Below are 20,801 nucleotides of genomic sequence, written 5' to 3' on the forward strand. Positions count from 1 at the left end.
ATTCAAAATAGATTTTTACTAACTTAAAAAGAGACTGTTCAAAATAAAATTGATACAGCCTCTTTGTAATTTTTGTATTGTTATAATAGGATTATTGGTTATCCCTTTTAGATATTTATAAACTCTAATTTAAGCATGAAAAATCAAAACCATATGGGTCTTTTGTGTAACCCTATTTCGGTACAAGACATCTTTGTGAAAATTAATTTTTCGGGTTGCTCTTCATAATTTCAATCATATGAAAAACGTCGTCCTCATTATCCTCATTAACCAAAGAGAAATCGCTATTTCGGGGACCTTTATTGGCAAACGCCCCATCGGCGATGACGATACTTTTGCTCACCCATCTGCCACTGTTGGCTTTGGAGATGGTAACTGCGATTTTGTCCGGATTGGATGAAGAATCATAACGAACAGAAAAATTTCCGCTACCCTTATCCAAATAGATGATTTTCAAAGTGATTGGCTCCTTAGCTTTCGTAGATAAAAAATTGTCATCCAGATCAAAACACATCCGGTTACGTCCATTTGAATTTTCAAACCCCCGCGCATATCGGCCATAGGGCTGATTCGTTGGGCCAACCCGCCATAACCCGAGACTGGTTTCATTCGGGTCGATCTGCGTAATAAATCGGCTATAATTTCTGGCAATGAGCTCAAATCCTACATCGTTCATCGCCTTGGCTTCATAGAGATAATTGGATCCTGAGAGGGAAGTAGCTGCATGCATATCACCGACTATTGCCCCGTATTTATTGAATTCCGCTTCAATTTTATTCACCCGCTCTGCGTTGCTCTGTACAGCCTTCCCATAATTTCCCTCAGGAAAGCGAATAGTATCGGCACTATCGAGCACATCACGAAGGGCGATAAAGGCATACGGGCTAGTCTGCGGTTGCTTGTAATAGGAATAGCGACTGGCGAAGGCGAACCCTTCATCGTATTTGCCCGTTTTTACCGTGTTATAATCAACCTCCCAAAGATCAAGCCCTCTATCCACAGTGGAAATGGCAGTCCAGTAATAATTCCAAACCAGATTTTCTTGAAATATTCCGCCCTGCCCGAATTTAGAAAACTCGCCGCGCACAAACTCAGGCTGCCTTCCGTTTAGCCCGTAAAAAGTGGGACGAAGCTCGTTATCCTGCTTTATTTCACCATTGGCTTGATAACCAATGGCAATGGTAAATTGCTGTTTTCGGAGCTCAATCGGGTAGTTTTGGCGAAGCCAATTTGCGTAAAGTATTTCGCCCATTTTTGCACTCTTAGCACCTTTTAGCACTGCAGGATTGCTCTCATCGTCCACATTAAAAAGGAATCGGATATGTTTGAGTTCTGGCTTATCGAAGGCTTCGTAGAACCGTTTCGTTGCTCCGCTGCAAAACTCGAGATACTCTTGGGCGTTGATTTTGTATTTCGGATCTTTTGGAATGCCCTTGTAGAGCTGCCTGTCCCCCGTTGAACCAAAAGCCGGCTGTATAAACGCAAAGACGTTTCGCTCCTTCTCAGGAAGTGAGGCGATGTGATCCGCCAGCTTGCCGATAAAACGATGAAAGTAATTGATGTAATTTTGATTGAGGTAATAGGGAAAATATTCTTTGCCCTTTCCTCCATTCACAACCACTTTGGGAACCCCTTGTTCATAAATCCATTCTGGTGAGTGAGGACCAGTCCATAAGACGAAATAGTAATAATACTTACCCTTTAAGGCATTATGGATTTGAGAATCCATTTTCGACCAGTCATACACCTCTGGGCTTGTCTCAATATCAGCCCACTTAACTCTATCAGCAGCCCCTTTAATGAAAGGAAATCGCTCTGTATCAATTCTTTCATTCTTGCAATTAGTAAAGAATCCCGCCCACTGTGGGCGCTCGAAATCTTTTTTTTCATTTCCCTTTTTTTGAGAAAATGTCAATTGAGATAATACTAATATAAACAATAAGAAAGAAGCCCATTTTTTAATTCTTACACGTTTCATAGTGCTATTTATTTCTTTTATCTTTTTTTCTCTTCTCCCTTTTTTCCTCTTTATCCCCTCTTTTCCCTTTCTTCTCTTTATCTCCCTCAACAGCGTTTTCGCCTTTTCCATATTTGGTTCCTTTAGCACTACCTTTGAAAGCGCGATTCTCTTCTTGAGGTCTTAATAAAGGGAGCTCTTGTTCTCCGCGATGAACTTCTACAAGGCTAAATATATCATCTTTGTCATCCGCATTCAATACTACAAAGTCAGCCCCTTTTGTTCCACCATTTTTGAAAACGGCATCTTTAATAGTTATCACTTCATGATGCCATTTTTTGTCCCCTTTTCCGGTTACCGTCATTGCTGTCTTCATGGTTTTGGTTCCTGCATCGTAATCTAGTTTCCATTTAGAACCTTCAGTGGCATCATACCAAACCACAGTTATCGACATTACTTTAGGTTTATTATCCTTAGAAAAACCTTCATGAAGTTTGAAGTACATTGCATCTTTTCCCGTTGCGTGTTCGAATCCTCTAGCAAACCTTGAATAAATAGAAGAGGTAGTCGTGATAGGTCCGCCCACTCGCCATAATGGAATTGAAGTAGCATCTGGTTCAATTTGATAGAGTAATCTGGAATAATTATCGGGCCAAATTTCCCAGCCCGCATCATTAAAACCAACTTGGTTGCCACGTTGTTTCACTTGCCCCATTTTAAGTGCATTTTTATCGTCGTTAGCCGCTCCATACTTAGCATATTCGGCAGTAATTTTTTCCATACGCTCTATATTTCCATGTGTGGCTTTACCATATGTATCCTCTGAATAAGCCTTTGTATCGGCTGCATTCAAACCTTTATGCAAAGCACAGAAAGCATCGGTCGCTGTTTCAGGGTGTATTTGCCCTGCATACTTATTGAAAAAATAGAAAGAATAATCAAAGCCTTGTTCCTTGCTAACCTTCAAAGCGCCGCTTGTGACATCCCAAACACTTTGACCCGCATTCAATGCATTGATTGCTCCCCAGTAAAAGTTGAGTTGAACATTTAGTTGATACCAAGGACGCGTCCAGGTTTGGTCCATTTCTGAACGACGAAAAAGTGTTACCCCTTTTGGGTCGACTAGGTAAGGCAAAAAAGTATTCACTGCATCAATTTCTCCGCTTAAATGATGTCCTCTCGAAAGTGCTCCATTTTTGATACCAAAACCATCTTTAAGGTTTTTAGTAGCCCAATCCCATTCTTGAACAAAATTATTTTTACCGTCTTTACTTTGAGGTTCTAGATTGTTGAGAAGCATACTAATATTCAATCCTGATTTTTTACCAAACAATTGATCATGCAAGGCAAAGGTTTCAAGACGGAATTCTCTCCATTTTGCACTTTTCACAGGTAAAGAATAAATTGCATCTACAGGTTCGCCTTTATAAGCACACTCATCTCCTGTACATCCAGTTTTAACTTGAATAAATGAAATAGCTCTTATTTTCTCTTTAGAAAAGCTACTAATATGTTTAGCTACTTCTGTTAGAAAACGGTGGTAATACTTTTTATATTCTGGAGATAGATAATAAGGATAATGATCAAATGCTCCTGGGTTTTTAGTAGCGTTTGTAATTACTTTTGGCACCCCTTTTTCATAAACCCATTCGGGTGTTTTAGGTCCTGCTGCAAACGAAATATATAATGATATTTTTTCTTTATAGGCTCTTTCAACAGCATTGTCTAATATAGACCAGTCATATTCTCCAGGCGATTTCTCCACTTCATCCCAGGAAAAATCGCAGGAAGTCCCTTTTAAAAATGGATACTCTTTTATATTCATTGCTTCTCCACGATCCCAAACACCAAAAGAGCTAGGTTGCGGCCCTACCTGACTTACAGCTATGTTAGAGAAAGCGATGAGGGCAATAAGGATAATTTTTTTTGTACTATTAAAGCTTTCTAAACTATATTTATTCATAATTAAAATTTTATTATTTACGATTTAAGACTGTTAAATTTAATAATGGTTTAAAATATAAAACAGTGATTTATTTACTCATCTTTGGCTTCTTTTGGGGCTTTCCCAGTCCATTCTGTTTTTGTGCAATCTTTCCACCAAGCCAACCACTGCATTTTCATTTTCTTGGCAATATTTGGATGTTGCGCGATCAAATCATTGGTTTCCGTTCGATCCTTATTCATATTGTATAATTCCCAATTAGGACCTAAACGTACGAGTTTCCATTCTCCATCACGAACGGCAGCACTTTTGGAAAATTGATAAAAAATAGGGCTTTTTCGCGCAAGTTTCTCCCCTTTTAAAGCAGGCAATAAACTGATGCCGTCTGAAACAGGAATAGTAGTTTCTTTAGATTCCCCCGGGTAATTGCTTTCAGAAACAGCTAAGACCGTAGGCATAATATCAATAAGATGAACAGGTTCTTGATTCCAGTCTTTCCTTGCTTTTATAGCCGCCGGCCAATTAACAATTAACGGGGTATTGATTCCTCCTTCGTGACTGGTCGTTTTCCATTTTCGCAAGGGCGTGTCGCTAACCGTTGCCCAATTTTGCCCGTAGCTCGGATAACTTGCCACGCTACCCAAAGGAGCATTGGCATCTAAATAATCCACTTTTGGATCAACCGCACAACCGCCATTATCGGAGAGAAAGAAGACTAAAGTGTTTTCTAGTTGTCCTTGAGCTTCTATTTGTTTAAGTAAGCGTCCAATATTTTGATCCAAGCGATCAACCATTGCAGCATAAATTTCCATTAGTTTGGCTTCTTTTTTTCGTTCCTCAAGAGAAAGACTTTCCCATTTGGGTTTTGTTTGACCAATTTCCATCGGTGGTAGGGGAGCGATCTTTGGGTCTATTAATCCCAGTTTTATTTGACGTTTGTATCGTGCTTGACGAACTGCTTCATAGCCATTATCATAAATGCCTTTATATTTAGCGATATCTTCAGGCCAGGCTTGCAAAGGCCAGTGCGGTGCCGTATACGCCATATAAAGAAAAAAGGGTTTGTTGTCATTTTTATATTGCTCTAGCCAAGTCAAAGCACGATCTGTGAAGGCATCGGTATCATAAAATTTTGAATCTTGAGGGATATAATTACTATTTTCTGGACTATTTTTATCGTCTAACGCCCATTTATTTCCAGCAATTTTATGAGCAGGGACTGGTTGGCCAGGAGCCGCCGAAAATCCAGGATTAAAATGGTTTTCGCAACCACCTATCATACCATAATACCGATCAAAACCACGAGTTACGGGATTGAATTTTGCGTGTTGCTTTCCGGACCAAAAAGTATTGTATCCTGCAGGTCTTAAAACCTCTCCTATAGTTGCAGCATTAGTATAATCAGCATTGGTGCGCTGATAGTAAAGACCCGTTAGCATAGAGGCTCTTGATGGCGAACATTTCGCCGTGTTGTACATTTGTGCAAACTTTACTCCTCTTGCGGCAAGTCGGTCTATATTTGGAGTTTTAATCTCACCTCCATAACAGCCTATATCCGAATATCCCAAATCATCTGCCAAGATGATAAGGATGTTAGGTTTAGTGATTTTTGTTTTTTCAATCTGGGCATTTATTACTGCTGGTAAAGAAAATAATACCAGCATAACTGCCAACTTTTTTGTCAAAATACTCATATTGTATACTTTTATTATAACGTTTTGGGTCTTGCATTCAATAGGGTTTAAATACAATGCTTAGCTAATGTACAAAAGTTTTTAAAATCTACAATTGTTGAATTTTGCACTGCAGCCAGTCTGATAAAAAACCCTAACTATTATCAGTCATTTTTTATAATGCAATTATTTTATCCGCTTCTCTAATACCGCTTAAATATGCTCCGTGTACAGTACCTCGATAGTCTCTTTCAGTATGCTCGCCCGCAAAAAATACTTTGTTATTTATTTCATTAGACAATGTGTCGAAATCGGCACTTGTAGTTCCATTTGTTGCAAAAGAATAAGCACCGAAAGTATTGATGTTTTGCCCCCATTTCGTTCGTAACATATTTGTCGGATTAGGTATGCTATTTCCATAAATGGTTTTCAGTTGAGCAATTACTTCACCACTTATTTGGGCATCGGTCATGGTTTCGGTAACAGTTGCGTAATCACCAAAAGCAAATGTCATTAAGCCGTTGGTTGTTGGCAAAAACTTCGACATATTCATTAAATAATTGAATTTGCCTTTTGTTTCTGGCGTATAGCCGATGTATTGTATATTGGTGTCCCAAAAAGGGGTATCCCAAATAAATAAAAACTTGTTTACATTACCCATTTGGATGTTTTGAATAGCAGATAATTTTGATGCTGGCAAACTTGGTTGAAAGGAAATGCTATTGTTTTTCAAAACTCCCAATGGCACACTAACAATTACATAATCTGCTTCAATTGAATTTTCGTTTACTTTCACCAATGATTTTGTTGCGTTATAATTTATTTCTGTAACTCTACTGTTCAATCTAATATCCAAACCTTGCCCTAAAAAATTTGCCACTTTATCGAAGCCATTGGTAACAATTACATCTTTTCCCGGAAATGCTTCATCATCATAAAAATATTTTGAAGACAATTTTGAAATATCGCCTCCCGTATCAAATTCCAAATAAGCAGAAAGCATATATTTCCATAGCCTATTGTTGGCTTGTGTAGGATATAATGAGTTAAAAATAGTTTGAAAACTCTGCCGTTTTGTCCCTGCACGTCTAACTGCATTTAGTGCGTTTTCAAATTTGGTATATTGTCTATCTAGAAAAGCGTCGGAATAGGCCGTTCCGTTGTTGTCAAAAACCACAAGATTATCATCATCTGTTAGGTAGGTATTTGCACCTGCTTGCGAAGCTAATTTTGTTATGGGGTTTCCATTTGGCCCATGAATCCAACTAGCACCTTCGTCAAAAGCAATTCCCATACTTCTGTCTGTCCGAAGTCGTCCTCCAATTTTTTCTTGCGCTTCCAACACAATTACAGTAAATCCTTTGTCTTTTAATTTTTTTGCGGCTGCAAGTCCTGATATTCCTGCCCCAATTATAAGGACGGTTTTCCCATTGGGATTTGTAATGTCATCATCTTTGCAATAAGAAGCAAATAAATTGGGTGCGATTAAAATCAGCGGGATAGTTTTTAAAGTGTCTAAAACAAATTTTCTTCTTTCCATAAATTATTTTTTCACAAACTCAATTATTTTTACAGTATGAGCAGGTTGATCCAATGTTAACTTATTGGACTCGATTTTGTAATTCTCTTTAGTCCATAATTCCGTCAATTTGTATTTTGAATTATTCAACTCGAAATCCGTTTTTAGATTGTATGTTTTACTAACATCCTTATCCATCCAATTGAATATGGTAATGATCAGACGGTCTTTTGTTTCTAATTTCCAAATGGTTGGAATGTCTACTCCCGAAAATAAATCGAGAGGAACCGCATGAACGCCAAGTTTGTTCACTGCGATAATATCCCTATTTTTTAATAATTCCAATCGTTCAGCAGGTAATGATTCGACTTTATCCCCAAAAAAGAAAAGTCCACCCATTATGGCTTCCAAAGTCATGTGACATTTTGCTTCATCAATGGTATATTGCGGAGAAACAAAAAAAGCATCTGGATCTACAATGGCTATGTTTTTGTGAATATAATAGTTTTGTGCCACGGCACGAGCGAATCGAATTAAGCCTTTTTCCACTCTTTCCTCTTCAATAGTTCCCAAGGTTTTGCCATAGGTGATGTTGGTATAGGGTTCTGCTTCTGATTTATAGCCAGGGTGATTGATGTCGTTACCAATTCGGATGGCATCATAACATTCTAGAGCACCAAATACATAACCCATACTGCGTGTCACGATTAAATCATCAGGCAAAGATCTTCTAATGGCACGAATCGTTTTATTGTGAGCCTGCATAAAAGTCATGGTGGAATCAAATCGTACACCTTCTTCTAAACCTCCATAAGTGTGGTCCCATTTCATAAACGAAGGTCTGTAGCCTTCCACGATTTGTTGGTATCTTGCTGCCGAAAAAGCGGGTACTTCAGGGTGGCTTCCATCAACATAAACTGTTCCTACAGTTGTCACCATTTCATCATCTCCTTTTGCTATTTTTTTATTGTAGGATGGTTTCAAAATCCAATCAGGATGTTTTGAAGTAATTGGATCTTTAGGATTAGTTCGTAAAGGACTTACATGAAGACCAAAGTCAAGACCCAACTTATTTACATAATCTGACAGATATCGAATACCATTAGGAAAAGTGACATCATTCACCCTATAAAGTCCTGGTTCGGTCCACCAGCCGCCATCTATTTGAATGGTTTTCCAACCGTACTCTTTCAAATTGGTATTTATAAAATCAGCAGAACTTAAAAATGATTTTTCAGTAATCTTTCGATCATAGGAATGCCAAGAACTCCACCCAGCTTCTGGAAAGTGCATCGGTTTTCCTTTTCGCACATTTTCACCCATAATTTTTCCAGTTTCCAATAATACATTTGTAGGACGTTGTTTTTCCCAATAGCCAACCAAAAAAGCATCGGTAGTAATTGTATTTCCAGCAGGAACCCAAATTTTTTCTCTTTCGAAAATAGCACCACTTCGAGCAGAAACTTTTAGTTTATTGAAATCGTCTTTAACAGGTAATTCCCATTTGAAATTATTAGGCCATAATTCACTGGCTATGCTTGCAAAAGAAAAAGCACAATTTTTTTTGTCGTTGACCAACATACTCAACCAAACTCCGGTATGCGCTTTAGAGTATGTTCCTTCTTTTGCCTTTTTTGTATTCAATTGATACGGGTACATAAGACCCCCTGTATGCGGGGCAGAGGCACTTTCGGTAAAAACCATCCAATCTTTGCTATTGCCTGGCAAAACAATATTTTCTTGTGCAGAATTGAACAATTTGATTCCGCCCAATTTGAATTTCTCCGAAGCTTTTAATGATGAGTTCATTACCAAATAGGGGCGTCCTTCCATTAATTCGAATACAATTGTAAAATTGGAAATCATGGGATGGTTCTCGCAAATAAGATACAAATAGTCGACTTTGCCATTATAATTGTTCACTTCACTCAATCGAGTGCCTTCTTTTTTCTCCCAACGGATACTTTTAAAATCTTTAACTGAAACCCATTTATCGTTGATTTCAATTTCAGGTACCAATGCATTAATCTGTGCAAATTGTTTGTCCCATTGAATACTGTATTCTGGATTGCCATTGGAATATTTAATCAGGGGTTGGGCTAGAAGCTTTGGTAATACCATCACAAGAACTAAACTGAAAACTATTTTTAATCTATTCATTTGTTTATTATTTGATTTAATGCTGTTTGACTTCATCTAAATTATTTTAAATCAACAAGTTTGGCTCTCAAACATACGTTCATAAAAGCCGCCGATGTCCATAGTTGTGAACCCGAACCCGAAATTAAACCGGAGGGCAAGGGTACTTTTTCGTGAAACGAACCAAAACCGCCCCATTCTTTATCTCTTTTTTCAGAAAATTTAGTTCCCATTGTTCGTGCCAGTAATGCCGCATTATAACCTGTATAGTCTTTACCGTCTGCAATTTCCTTGGCTTGCAAGAAAAAAGTATCGCAAAAAGGCCAAGCGGCGGCATTGTGATCTCCTTTTCCATCACCTAAAAACGGATGAATCAAAGGGATTCCGTATTGATTGTGGGGATAATTGTTTATTGCTTTTCTGGCGGCTTCTCCTTTTACAATACCAAATAGAATTGCAAAAGCCGTTCCCAGATTGTGCTGGTTGGGCAATACTTTTCCGTTTTTGTCTTTAAAGTAAGTAAAAGTGCCATCGGGCAATAGTAATTCTTTGAGAATAGCTTTTTTGAGCAACTGAGCTTTTTTTGTCCAAGCTTTTGATTCTTCGGGTAAGTTACACTTTTGAGCAGCATTAGCTAGTGACAGCATTGCTTTATAGTACAAACAATTGGTAGAGGTACTTTTTATCAACACACAATCAGCCTGGGAATAGCCCTCTGGATAGCCATCGGATTGCAAGTCCTGAAAAGTGTTTTGACCTCTGTATAAACCATCTGCTTTATCATGCCAAGGAGCATAAAGGGTGTCAAAATTACTTTTACCATTAGTGTAAAACCAATTCCAGTCGGCTACTTCAGGATGTGATTTAAACAAATCATCCGCAGCCCAAATCCAGACTACATCATCGGTACGACGGGTAATACTGTTACTTTTGAACTGAGCCATTATTTGTTTTCTATCGTCTGTAATTACTTCCCAAGGAGCATCAATTTCTTTAATAATCTCTTCTGTAGAAACTTTGTAACCCATTTTAGATACTACATTTCTCGTTACACAGAGTGAAGTCATCATCTCTTTGGCATACAAAGCATTAAGACCTAAAATTCCCGCATAAGAAATGTCGCGAGTATACACTCGGTCTGTATAGCGTCGTCCCGCAGCAAAATAAGTTCCATAATCGTTGGTAATCAAGTTGAGCTCGACATCATTAAGGGCGATTGCCCACATTTTTTTGAATAGAGGTGTGGCCTCTGGTTTTAATGCACTAGTGTTTTTGGGGCTCACATTTGGCAAATCGGCAGTTACAAATTGTCCTAACCCATCTTCTAAGGAATTGGCTTTCAATACCAATGGTCGTTGCTCATACACCAATTTTTGACTGAAGGCAGAGGATGCAAACAAAAAAACAGTTAGAAGAACAGGTAAAGTATACTTTTTCAATTTCTTTTTTATAAATAAAATAGTAAAATACAAATTAAAATATTTTAGACGACTTTCGGCTATCGAAAAAGTCTCATACACTTGGTCTTTTTGTTTCAAATAAAGAAATTGGGGGTGATTATTTTATTTGTAATTGACTGCTTTAAGATCGTAAAATAATTTTTTTAATAGCATAGTCAAGCCTTCTATTTTAGAAGAGAACGCCTTCTATTTCTTACTTAGGAACGAATTTCAACGGAGAACAAAATATTCTTTTATCAATCTCTTTTTAAACGCATTACCCCTGAAGTAAGATAGTATTTATTTCATCCACAAAATGATGTTTTTAAAGGTAGTATTACACTATAATACGTTCGGTGCAATTATTGAAATTAAATATGTTGATTAAATGTTGGTCAGGATATTGAAATTTAGCGTCTTGAAGTCGCTAAACAACCAAACATTTATGAAGAATCTAGCTAAAAATCATTTAAGAGTTTTAGAAGTTATAGGTACTTTGAATTGTGAATTAGAATATAAATCCGGAGTTGGCAGAATAATAAAATGTCTGATTTAGAGATTATTGGGCTGAATTTGACAGCTGAATTTATGTCGATTAATTGTGAAAAATCACTTTTCAAACAGATTAATTCCTATGAAATTCGTAATCTTATAGATTGTAGTCAGTTCAATAAAAAAAGTAGAATTTTTTTTTATATTCATAAAAAGTAAGGACAAATTAGCTTCTAATTATTTTGAATTTGATGTTTATTTAATATTGGAAAGTATGATGCTAGAAATTTGTAAATTTTCACGACACAACAGAATTAAAATATGTAAAAACAAATTTTAAACTGCTCCCTCCAAAGATTTTTGTGCTTCACAAAACAGTTGGTCTTATGTATATAAACTACACTGATTTTTTTTAATTACCGGTGTTTTTCATTCTTTAGACACTACTAAAGCAGAAGTTAATGACATCAATTTTTAAAAACATAAAACAACAAATATCTGATTGTTTAATACTTGGGTACGGAGGTTTTTATCTCAAAGTATTAAATTTATTTCAGACGGCAAACGTTAAATTAGAAACACCAAAAAGGACGAATTAAAAGGCTATTTAATAAAGGCTTACGACTATAGAAAATCAAGAAAAAGAATAGAAACATTGTTTTCACAATTGTATGATTAATTTATGATTAATTTATGATTAATTTATGATTAGACGAAATTATGCGAAATCTTTTCAAGGTTTTTAAACAAGAATTTAAGCAAAAATAACAGCTTTAACTTTGGTACAATTTATTAATAAATATATTTTTGAAAGACCTATAAATAACATTATATAACTAATAAATTAAATACACCCAACGGATTAGTTTATATATTCATTTATTTTCTTTTTTTAATGGTCAACTGATTTGTATATATCGTTGTATAGTAATAGCCATTTTATTTATAATTTCCTCAAATAATTTCACTCTATTTTTTAATAAGCACTATAATTTAACTGATTTATTAGTTTTTTGTTTTCATTTTTTTATGTTATCTGATTTTTTTACTGAAAATTTTACGATTTGTTAACTTTTTATTTCCTGTATAATAATAGTTCTCCAGCTAATAGCAATAGTATTTCCCACTATTTTCTTTATTTAAAAATACGGCATGTTAAATTATGCGGTACAATTTTTATCCTTTTTTCGGACTTTTTTTTTCTTTAAAATATTTTATTTTGCGATGTAATTATTGAAATTTTAGTTTAATCGCAGTGTTATTAAACTTATTAATTAAATATATTTTATGAATCATTTATTAATTAAAAAAATAAAGAAACCAGTAGTTTGCAATTATTAAAATATAAAAAATTTAATTACACCCAACGGGTTCATATTGATAAACAGTTTGAAACTTTTCAACCTTATAAATGGTACTTTTTTACCTATTATGTTTTAGAGGTAACTTTATATTTACAAAATATTAACCCAGAAAATTTAACCAAAATAAAATAATTATGAAAAACAAATTACTTAAATTAAATAAACCAAAAAGCTTTTTTTACAGCATTTTCTTGCTGTTGCTATTTACAAATCTAGGCTATGGGCAACAAGTTATTGGTGCTTATCCCAATATGAACGGTGGATTTGAAGGACCCGATACTGGTCTTACTTTTGCAAACACTAATATTGTTTCAACAGCCACTACATCTTGGACGAAAAGTTCAGCTACAGCTGTAACAGTTACTAAAGAAATTACAACTCCACGCACAGGAGTTAATTATGTGAAAATGGTTCAAACTGGCACAAATCAAAGAAAAATTCAATCGCCAACAAGTGTTATGAGAACCGAAGATGTTGGAAAATATTTTAGAATTCAATTTTATTATAAGGGGGATTTAGATGGAGCACCTACTGGTAGTACTCTTCAGGCTTCCGCTTTTGTTGCTCCTGGCAACAAAAATTCAACTACGCTTACAAGTGAAAATAAAACTGGATGGTCTCTCTATGAAGGTATTATTAATTTTGCGAATGCAGCTAATGATTTTTTATATGCTACTATAAATGTGCAAAATACTGGTACGTTTGAATTTGATGATTTTGCTATTTATCCAGTTTCTACCAATTCTGATGCTGCAGATGGAACAGCTCCTTTAACTGCAAATTCAGCTGCTACATCAAATCTTTTATCTTATTCACAAACTATTTCTTGGATCGCAGATTCTGGTGGAGTTGATGGTGGAGGTTATGTCGTGGTTCGTGGAACTACTGCTCCGGCAAATCCAGATACACGTACGAACCCAAATGTGAAAGGTATTTATAGCCTAGGTAATACTCTCGCTATAGGAGAGACTGTAGTTTATATTGGAACGGGAACTTCTTTTACAGATACAGGACTTGGACTAACTAATGCAGTACTTGCTGCTTCAACACCATATTATTATCGTATATATTCAGTTGATAAAGCGTTTAACTATTCTGCTCCGCTTAGTTATGAATCTTCCACGACAGCAGCTGCAGCTGCTGTAACAGAACCAACATCTCAAGCATCTGGACTTACTTTTGCTAATGTAACAACAACTAGTTTTGACATTAACTGGTCAGCTGGTAATGGTTCAAACAGTCTTGTTATTATTAAAGCAGGAAGTGCAGTTAGTACCGATCCTTCTGATTCTGTTTCTTATACAGCCAATACCGCTTACGCATCAGGGCAATTAATTGGAGATGGCAGAGTAGTTTATAATGGCACAGGAACTAGTGTGAGCGTTACGGGACTTAGTGTTAATACCGCTTATTATGTTAAAGTGTATTCCTTTAATGGTTCTGGTGGAACCGAAAACTATTTAACTACATCTCCGGCAACAAACAATCAATTTACCGCTCGCAATAATATCGTATCAGCTGGAACTGGTGATTGGGGAACTGGAACAACTTGGGTTGGTAGTGTTGCTCCTGGGCTAGATGATAATGTAACTATTGCTGCAGGTCATAGTGTAAATGTAAATTCAAACAAGTCCTGTTATAACATAACAATAAACGCCGGAGGTAGTTTAGTGTCGCCATTGGGTGGTGATAAAATATTAACAGTTTATGGTACTTCTTTTGTTTGTAATGGTAGTTTTGGAAATTCAGAATCGGGAGTTCCTGCTGTTGATAATAGTACAAAAAATCTATCGCTTGATTATGCTGGAAGTAATCTAACTATTAGTGGTAGTGGTAGTATTTATCCGTATTCTATGAAACCGGTGTCAACAACCGTAACAACAACCCCTGCGAATGTTACGTTCGATGCGAATGTTACGTTTACTAAAACGGCGGGTTCTTTGCGAACATATGGTACTGTGGATATGGATATCCCTGTTACTTATACTTTTAATGCGGGTAAAACCGTCACATTACGAGGTAACTTTTCAAACACATCAAATGGGCAGACTCCTGCACCATCCAATGTCATTGTTAATGTTTACGGAACCCTAAATATCGGAGGTAATTTACAGTCGACAGCTTCTACAGGTAAAACGTTCACCTTAAATGTTGAATCAGGAGGAATAATTAATGCGACAAAAATAAATGTTTCGCCAACATTAACGGGTATCATTACTTCTTATGTACCTGGTACTTTAAATGTTGCCTCGGGAGGTACTATGAATTTGGTAAGTAGCATAACAAGCGATGGAAATACAATTACTGGCGGTACACTAGACGCTTCAAATCCAACTTCCCCAAACGGAATAACTGGAGCTGGAACTTTCACTGTTGGTGCTGATTGTACTGTTCAGATAGCTAATGCAAATGGTTTAAACACGACTGATGGTCCAATCCGAACTACAACTCGTACCTATAGTCCATCCGCTAATTATACTTATATTGGAACTTCAGCTCAAGTTACAGGAGCTGATTTGCCTACAACGGTTAAAAATTTTAACGTCACTAATATTTCAGGACTAACATTGACGAATCCAGTTACTGTAAATGGAAATTTAACTTTGACTAGCGGAGTTCTTACTAACACGACTAATAATGTTACTTTAGGTAGTTTGACAGTCGACTCAGTAGTTAGTCCAGCGACGATAATTCGTAAAGATGGGTCATTAGCTTCAGCACCAATTTTTGGAAGTTTAGTAAATGTTACTTATAATGGTACGGGTGCTCAAACTCCAGGGCACGAGATGCCAGCTGACGGTACAGTTTTAAATGATCTTACTATTTCAGGAACAGCATCTCTATCTTTAAGTGCAAACAAAACCGTAAATAATAATTTGAATGTTTCTGGTTCAGGTTCTTTTACACAAACTTCAGGTAATTTAACTGTAAAAAATAACTTGATTAACGGTTCAACTTTAACAACACCATCGGTGGTATTTGAAAACAATACCAACCTGATTCAAGGAAGTGCTACTATAGGAAATGCAAATTCAGGAGCTATTACTGTAAAAAGAAACAGCGCTTCTATTCAATTATATGATTATACGTTATGGAGTTCGCCAGTGGTAAGTCAGGAATTGCAGGATTTCTCGCCAAACACTTTGGCAACACGTTTTTATACTTATGATTCAGCTACCGATTTGTACAGCGCAGTGTCATCAACAACGAACTTTGCTGATGCAAAGGGTTACTTAATAAGAGCTCCTAATACTTGGAATGCTGGAACTCCATACACTTTTAATGGTGTTTTCACAGGAAAACCTCACAATGGAAACATTTCAGTGGAGGGACTTATCTCAGGAAATTACTATGCTGTTGGAAATCCGTATCCTTCAACTATAAATGTAGCCGTATTTTATAACGAAAACCCATACGCAGGGACCTTATATTTCTGGAGAAAAACAAATGGAGCCTCTGGAACAGCTTATGCAACTAGAAATTCAGTTGGTGAAACAGCTGCGTCAGGAGGGTTAACACCTTCTGAAGATATTGCCGTTGGACAAGGGTTTTTTGTTTCTCCTAGTGCTGACATCACTTTAAATTTTACCAATGGCATGAGAGTAAATCCAAGTACTTCAGCTGTTTTTCTTAGAACATCTACAGAGGAAAGAAGCCGTTTTTGGTTGAATTTGACTACAACTACTGGGTTTTTTAGCCAAATGTTAGTAGGATACCTGCCAGAAGCTACTTCAGGCGTAGACAATGCTATTGATGGTAAATACATCAATGATGCCCCAATTGCATTAACATCTATAATCAATGACGAGGAATATACCATTCAAGGTCGCGCGCTTCCTTTTGCAACGACAGATACGGTTCCGCTAGGTTTCAAAACCAATACAGCAGGAAACTACAACATTGCTATTGACCACGTTGATGGATTGTTCAGTACAGGTCAAGCGGTTTTCTTGAAAGACAATTTGCTGAATACGGTTGTTGATTTAAGCGCAGGAAGTTACTCTTTTGCAAGTACCATCGGAACATTCAATTCAAGATTTGAAGTGGTGTACCAAAGTACATTGGGAGTTAACAATCCAACATTTACGGCCAATAGCGTGATTGTTTTTGGTGAAAATGGCGAAATTAAAATCAATTCTGGTACAACCATCATGGAGCGTGTTCGTGTGTATGATTTACAAGGGCGTTTGTTGGTGGAGAAAAAACAAATCAATGCCTCAGAAGCTAAATTGTCAACAACGGCTACCAATCAAGTGTTACTAGTGGAAATTACTGCTGCCAATGGAAGTAAAATCACTAAAAAAATAATTCAATAATCCTATTTAAAAAAAAATAGAAAACATGAAAAATAATGTACTAAAAATAATTGTGTTTTGTTTGATAAATTTATCTAATTTAAACGGTTTTGCACAACTTGGAATAAGTGATAATTTTGCACAAAGTTCTGCAAAAACTATTGGAGATGATACTGAGGATGAAGATTTAGAAAGTACTACCATCGATGAAGCTGCTTTTCCTATAGACGATTACTTGCTACCTATGCTATTAATAGGAATACATTTAGGATTTAGACTACTAAAGAAAAATCAAAAATTGCGAAATAAACCAATGGGAACTTATGAATAATAAAGCCTTAAAAATCGTCGTGTTTTGATTGATACTCTTGTCTAGCTTGAATGGATAAGCATAACTAGAGAAGACAATAAATCAAATGGAAATTTAGAAAACATAACTGCTGATGCTCAAGGAACTTGTTCTGGCACTCCTGCTCCGGGTAATACTGTAGCTTTTGAATAGTGCCCTAATTTGTTTTCTAGCATCAGTATTTATTTTTCAAGGAGCATCGATTTTTTTAACAACCCCTTCTATTGAAACTTTGTAACCCATTTTAGACACTACATTTCTTGTTACCCGAAGTGAAGTCATCATCTCTTTGGGGCACAAAGCATTAAGACCTAAAATTACTGCATAGGATATGTCACGGGTATAAACACGGTCGGTGTACCGTCGTCCTGCGGCAAAATAAGTCCCATGATCGTTGGTAATCAAGTTGAGCTCGACATCATTGAGGGCAATTGCCCACATCTTTTTGGTCAAGGGTGTAGCCTCTGGTTTTAATGCAATAGTGTTTTTGGGACTGGCATTTAGCAAATCGGTAGTTACAAATTGTCCTAATCCATCTTCTAAGGAATTGGATTTTAACACCAATGGTCCTATTTCATAGACCAATTTTTGACTGTAGCCAGAGGATACAAACAAAAAAACAATTAGAAGAATGGGTAAAGTATATTTTTTTAATTTCGTTTTTATAAAAATATAGTAAATACAAATTAAAATATTTTAGACCACTTTCGAATTTTCAAAAAGTCTCATACACTTGGTCTTTTAGTTTCAAATAGCTTCAATATTTCTTCAGTCCAATATAAACCAAAGAAAAGCCCCATTAAATTTATAATGGGGCTTTGAAATATAAAAACGAACCAGTTTCTACCAGAAAATAGTATACAAGGCAACCAAGATACCAGTTACTAATAAACTACCAGCTAAAAAGCCACTATTTACTTTAAACATGGATGAATCTATTTCTAATCCTTTCGATTTTATTCCTCTTTTTTGGTCAAATAAACTAATAACTATCATTACAGCCACACAGATTACAAATACAAATCCCATACGGTCAATGAATGGAATTTCATACAAACTTGTTCCATTCTCTTGAGGGACTAATACTGAGAATCCTGTTGAATTTAAAAATTCTAAATTCATCCAATTGGGTAAAAACTTAAATACCACTGACAATATAAAACCTCCAATAGTTGCAAATAGGGCAGCATTAGAACTCGTTTTTTTCCAAAAGAATCCTAAAACAAACATGGCGAAAATTCCAGGGCTAACAAATCCAGTGTACTCTTGAATAAATTCGAATCCCCCTTTTTTATCAATTCCTAAGTGTGGAGCAATAATTACTGCTAACATCATAGCGATAAACACAGCCCATTTTCCTACTTTAACCATTTTCTGTTCACTACAATCTACATCAATTTTTTTCTTGTAAATATCCAATGTAAAAATAGTAGCAATACTATTCACTTTTCCTGCTAATGACGCAACAACTGCTGCGGTCAATGCAGCAAAAGACAAACCTTTTAACCCAACTGGCAATAAATTTAATAATACAGGGTAGGATCTATCTGGATTTAAAACGCCGTCAGGCCCTAACAATTCTGTTTGTAATCCTCCTTTTGTATAGATTACATAAGCAGCAATACCAGGTAAAACAACAATAACAGGCATTAATAATTTCAAGAAAGCAGCGAATAGAATTCCAGTTCTCGCTGTTTTTAAATCAGCTCCCAAAGCTCTTTGAGTTATGTATTGATTACAACCCCAATAATTCAAGTTCACAATCCACATACCTCCTAATAAAACGGTAAGTCCTGGTAAACTTGGAAAATTTGGACTGTCTTTTTGAAATATCATGTGGAAATGGTCACCAGATTGATTCATCATATAATTGAATCCGCTTACCATTCCGTGTTGTCCATTTAATTCGGCTACTTTATCTAATGCTAAATATGTAGTTACTAAACCTCCAAAAATTAGGAATACCACCTGTATAACATCGGTATAACCGATAACTTTCATACCTCCAAGCGAAATAATAATAGCAAAGAATGCCAAACCATACATGCACAAATCGAGATTAATACCTGAAATTCCATTGATAGCTAAGGCCCCAAGGTATAGTATAGAAGTCAAATTTACAATTACATACAATAACAACCAGAAAACAGCCATAATCATAGCAATATCTCCGTTGTATCTTTGATTAAGGAACTGCGGCATTGTATATATCTTATTCTTTAGGTAAACAGGAATAAAAAATACGGCAACAATTATCAAGGTTAAGGCTGCCATCCATTCATAAGTTGCGATTGCCAATCCCATTTTAAATCCATTTCCTGACATGGCAATAAATTGTTCAGAAGAAATGTTGGAAGCAATTAAGGAAGTACCAATAGCCCACCAAGTTAACGATCCTTCAGCCAAGAAGTAATCATGCGAAGCAGAGTTTTTGGCTGTTTGTTTTCGTTTGTAAATCCAATAGCCATATCCAGCTACTATAAAAAAGTAAACAAGAAAGACCATGTAGTCTGTAAATTGTAGTGTATTCATAATTTTGGTTTTTTAGGTTAATTAAAATAATAGTATAAAAAAATTGATAATCTATGTTTATTTAGAGATTCTATTGAAAGTTATTTTTTCCTAACTTTCTGTTCCCATTTCCAAGCGCTTTCCATTGCCTCATCCAAAGTCGATGCTGTTTTCCAGCCCAAGATAGTATTAGCTTTGTCTGTACTGGCATAAGCCATGGTGACATCTCCTTCTCTTCTGTCAACAATTTTATATGGAAATGGTTTTCCGCTTACTTTTTCAAAGCTCGATATCACTTCAAGAACGGAGCTACCTATTCCTGTTCCCAAGTTGAAAATTTCAACTTTTTCTTCATTTTTATTTTCTAAAAGGCGTTCTAAAGCCACTACGTGTGCCTTAGCCAAATCGACTACATGAATATAATCTCGAATACAAGTTCCATCAACTGTAGGATAATCATTGCCATAAACCATTAATTCCTTTCGCAAACCAATACCAGTCTGTGTAATGAATGGAACCAAATTCTGAGGAACACCAATTGGCAATTCTCCTATTTCTGCAGATGGGTGCGAACCAATTGGATTAAAATAACGCAACAAAATTGCGTTGATAGTACTCACTTTTGCAACGTCAGTTATAATCTCTTCCCCTATTTGCTTGGTATTTCCATAAGGAGACATTGCGGGTTTGATAGGTGCATTTTCATCAATTGGCATGACATCGGCTTGACCGTAAACCGTGCAGGAAGAACTGAAAATAAAATGGGCTTCGGCTTTTTGTTCTAATTCTTGCAACAAATATACCAGAGAAGCAATATTATTTTCATAATACAACAATGGATTTTTAACGCTTTCGCCTACTGCCTTTGAAGCTGCAAAGTGAATTACACCACTTACATCATTGTGCTTTTTAAAAAATTCTTGCACCGATACTTTTTCCCTTAAATCTAATTTCTCAAATAGGGGATTTTTACCAGTAATGGCTACAATACCTTTCAAAACTGCTTCAGAAGAGTTGGAAAGATTATCGATAATCACAACTTCAAAACCTTTATTTTGCAATTCTACTACTGTATGTGAACCGATAAATCCTAAACCTCCAGTTACTACTATTTTCAT

At 36.0% G+C, this 20,801-nt stretch carries 11 protein-coding genes and 1 pseudogene; 3 read left to right on the forward strand and 9 right to left on the reverse strand.

What is annotated here, in order from left to right:
* Positions 1 to 202: 202 nt before the first annotated feature.
* From ACIQ2J_RS06470 to ACIQ2J_RS06495, 6 genes are all read right to left on the reverse strand, one after another.
* Positions 203 to 2,089 carry a hypothetical protein gene (locus tag ACIQ2J_RS06470; RefSeq protein WP_396167942.1) on the reverse strand — a complete coding sequence of 629 codons (1,887 nt, stop codon included), beginning with the start codon at positions 2,087 to 2,089 and terminating at the stop codon, positions 203 to 205.
* Complete coding sequence (locus tag ACIQ2J_RS06475) at positions 1,983 to 3,920, reverse strand: beta-galactosidase (RefSeq protein WP_396167683.1); 1,938 nt, start codon at positions 3,918 to 3,920, stop codon at positions 1,983 to 1,985. Before ACIQ2J_RS06475 ends, ACIQ2J_RS06470 begins: the two co-directional genes overlap by 107 nt.
* A gap of 74 nt (positions 3,921 to 3,994) precedes the next feature.
* Positions 3,995 to 5,566 (reverse strand): arylsulfatase, encoded by a 1,572-nt coding sequence (locus tag ACIQ2J_RS06480; RefSeq protein ID WP_396167686.1) that lies wholly within the window; start codon positions 5,564 to 5,566, stop codon positions 3,995 to 3,997.
* A gap of 184 nt (positions 5,567 to 5,750) precedes the next feature.
* A complete protein-coding gene (locus tag ACIQ2J_RS06485; protein WP_396167688.1) occupies positions 5,751 to 7,115 on the reverse strand; it encodes a flavin monoamine oxidase family protein in 1,365 nt (454 codons plus the stop codon).
* Between the two features lie 3 nt (positions 7,116 to 7,118).
* Complete coding sequence (locus ACIQ2J_RS06490) at positions 7,119 to 9,254, reverse strand: alpha-galactosidase (protein WP_396167691.1); 2,136 nt, start codon at positions 9,252 to 9,254, stop codon at positions 7,119 to 7,121.
* 41 nt (positions 9,255 to 9,295) lie between these two features.
* On the reverse strand, positions 9,296 to 10,672 hold the full coding sequence (locus tag ACIQ2J_RS06495; protein ID WP_396167693.1) for a hypothetical protein: 1,377 nt from the start codon (positions 10,670 to 10,672) through the stop codon (positions 9,296 to 9,298).
* Between the two features lie 496 nt (positions 10,673 to 11,168).
* Between ACIQ2J_RS06495 and ACIQ2J_RS06500 the strand changes: the two are divergent.
* From ACIQ2J_RS06500 to ACIQ2J_RS06510, 3 genes and pseudogenes are all read left to right on the forward strand, one after another.
* Positions 11,169 to 12,000 (forward strand): annotated as a pseudogene (locus tag ACIQ2J_RS06500) (transposase).
* A 662-nt stretch (positions 12,001 to 12,662) separates the two neighbouring features.
* Positions 12,663 to 16,844 carry a beta strand repeat-containing protein gene (locus tag ACIQ2J_RS06505; protein WP_396167695.1) on the forward strand — a complete coding sequence of 1,394 codons (4,182 nt, stop codon included), beginning with the start codon at positions 12,663 to 12,665 and terminating at the stop codon, positions 16,842 to 16,844.
* A gap of 25 nt (positions 16,845 to 16,869) precedes the next feature.
* The gene (locus tag ACIQ2J_RS06510) at positions 16,870 to 17,154 is read left to right on the forward strand and encodes a hypothetical protein (RefSeq protein ID WP_396167697.1); all 285 of its coding nucleotides are present in this window, start codon (positions 16,870 to 16,872) and stop codon (positions 17,152 to 17,154) included.
* Between the two features lie 207 nt (positions 17,155 to 17,361).
* On the opposite strand, the gene ACIQ2J_RS06515 is transcribed toward ACIQ2J_RS06510, so the two are convergent.
* From ACIQ2J_RS06515 to galE, 3 genes are all read right to left on the reverse strand, one after another.
* Positions 17,362 to 17,787 carry a hypothetical protein gene (locus ACIQ2J_RS06515; protein ID WP_396167699.1) on the reverse strand — a complete coding sequence of 142 codons (426 nt, stop codon included), beginning with the start codon at positions 17,785 to 17,787 and terminating at the stop codon, positions 17,362 to 17,364.
* A gap of 228 nt (positions 17,788 to 18,015) precedes the next feature.
* Positions 18,016 to 19,704 (reverse strand): sodium/sugar symporter, encoded by a 1,689-nt coding sequence (locus ACIQ2J_RS06520; protein ID WP_396167701.1) that lies wholly within the window; start codon positions 19,702 to 19,704, stop codon positions 18,016 to 18,018.
* An 80-nt stretch (positions 19,705 to 19,784) separates the two neighbouring features.
* Positions 19,785 to 20,801 carry a UDP-glucose 4-epimerase GalE gene (galE, locus tag ACIQ2J_RS06525; RefSeq protein WP_396167703.1) on the reverse strand — a complete coding sequence of 339 codons (1,017 nt, stop codon included), beginning with the start codon at positions 20,799 to 20,801 and terminating at the stop codon, positions 19,785 to 19,787.

Origin of the sequence: Flavobacterium sp., assembly GCF_044357305.1 — a bacterium.
Classification (GTDB): domain Bacteria; phylum Bacteroidota; class Bacteroidia; order Flavobacteriales; family Flavobacteriaceae; genus Flavobacterium.

Coding starts and splice junctions, on each gene's coding strand:
- ACIQ2J_RS06470 (WP_396167942.1), bottom strand. CDS start 2,089: ATGGAAAAGGCGAAAACGCTGTTGAGGGAGATAAAGAGAAGAAAGGGA.
- ACIQ2J_RS06475 (WP_396167683.1), bottom strand. CDS start 3,920: ATGAATAAATATAGTTTAGAAAGCTTTAATAGTACAAAAAAAATTATC.
- ACIQ2J_RS06480 (WP_396167686.1), bottom strand. CDS start 5,566: ATGCTGGTATTATTTTCTTTACCAGCAGTAATAAATGCCCAGATTGAA.
- ACIQ2J_RS06485 (WP_396167688.1), bottom strand. CDS start 7,115: ATGGAAAGAAGAAAATTTGTTTTAGACACTTTAAAAACTATCCCGCTG.
- ACIQ2J_RS06490 (WP_396167691.1), bottom strand. CDS start 9,254: ATGAATAGATTAAAAATAGTTTTCAGTTTAGTTCTTGTGATGGTATTA.
- ACIQ2J_RS06505 (WP_396167695.1), top strand. CDS start 12,663: ATGAAAAACAAATTACTTAAATTAAATAAACCAAAAAGCTTTTTTTAC.
- ACIQ2J_RS06510 (WP_396167697.1), top strand. CDS start 16,870: ATGAAAAATAATGTACTAAAAATAATTGTGTTTTGTTTGATAAATTTA.
- ACIQ2J_RS06520 (WP_396167701.1), bottom strand. CDS start 19,704: ATGAATACACTACAATTTACAGACTACATGGTCTTTCTTGTTTACTTT.
- galE (WP_396167703.1), bottom strand. CDS start 20,801: ATGAAAATAGTAGTAACTGGAGGTTTAGGATTTATCGGTTCACATACA.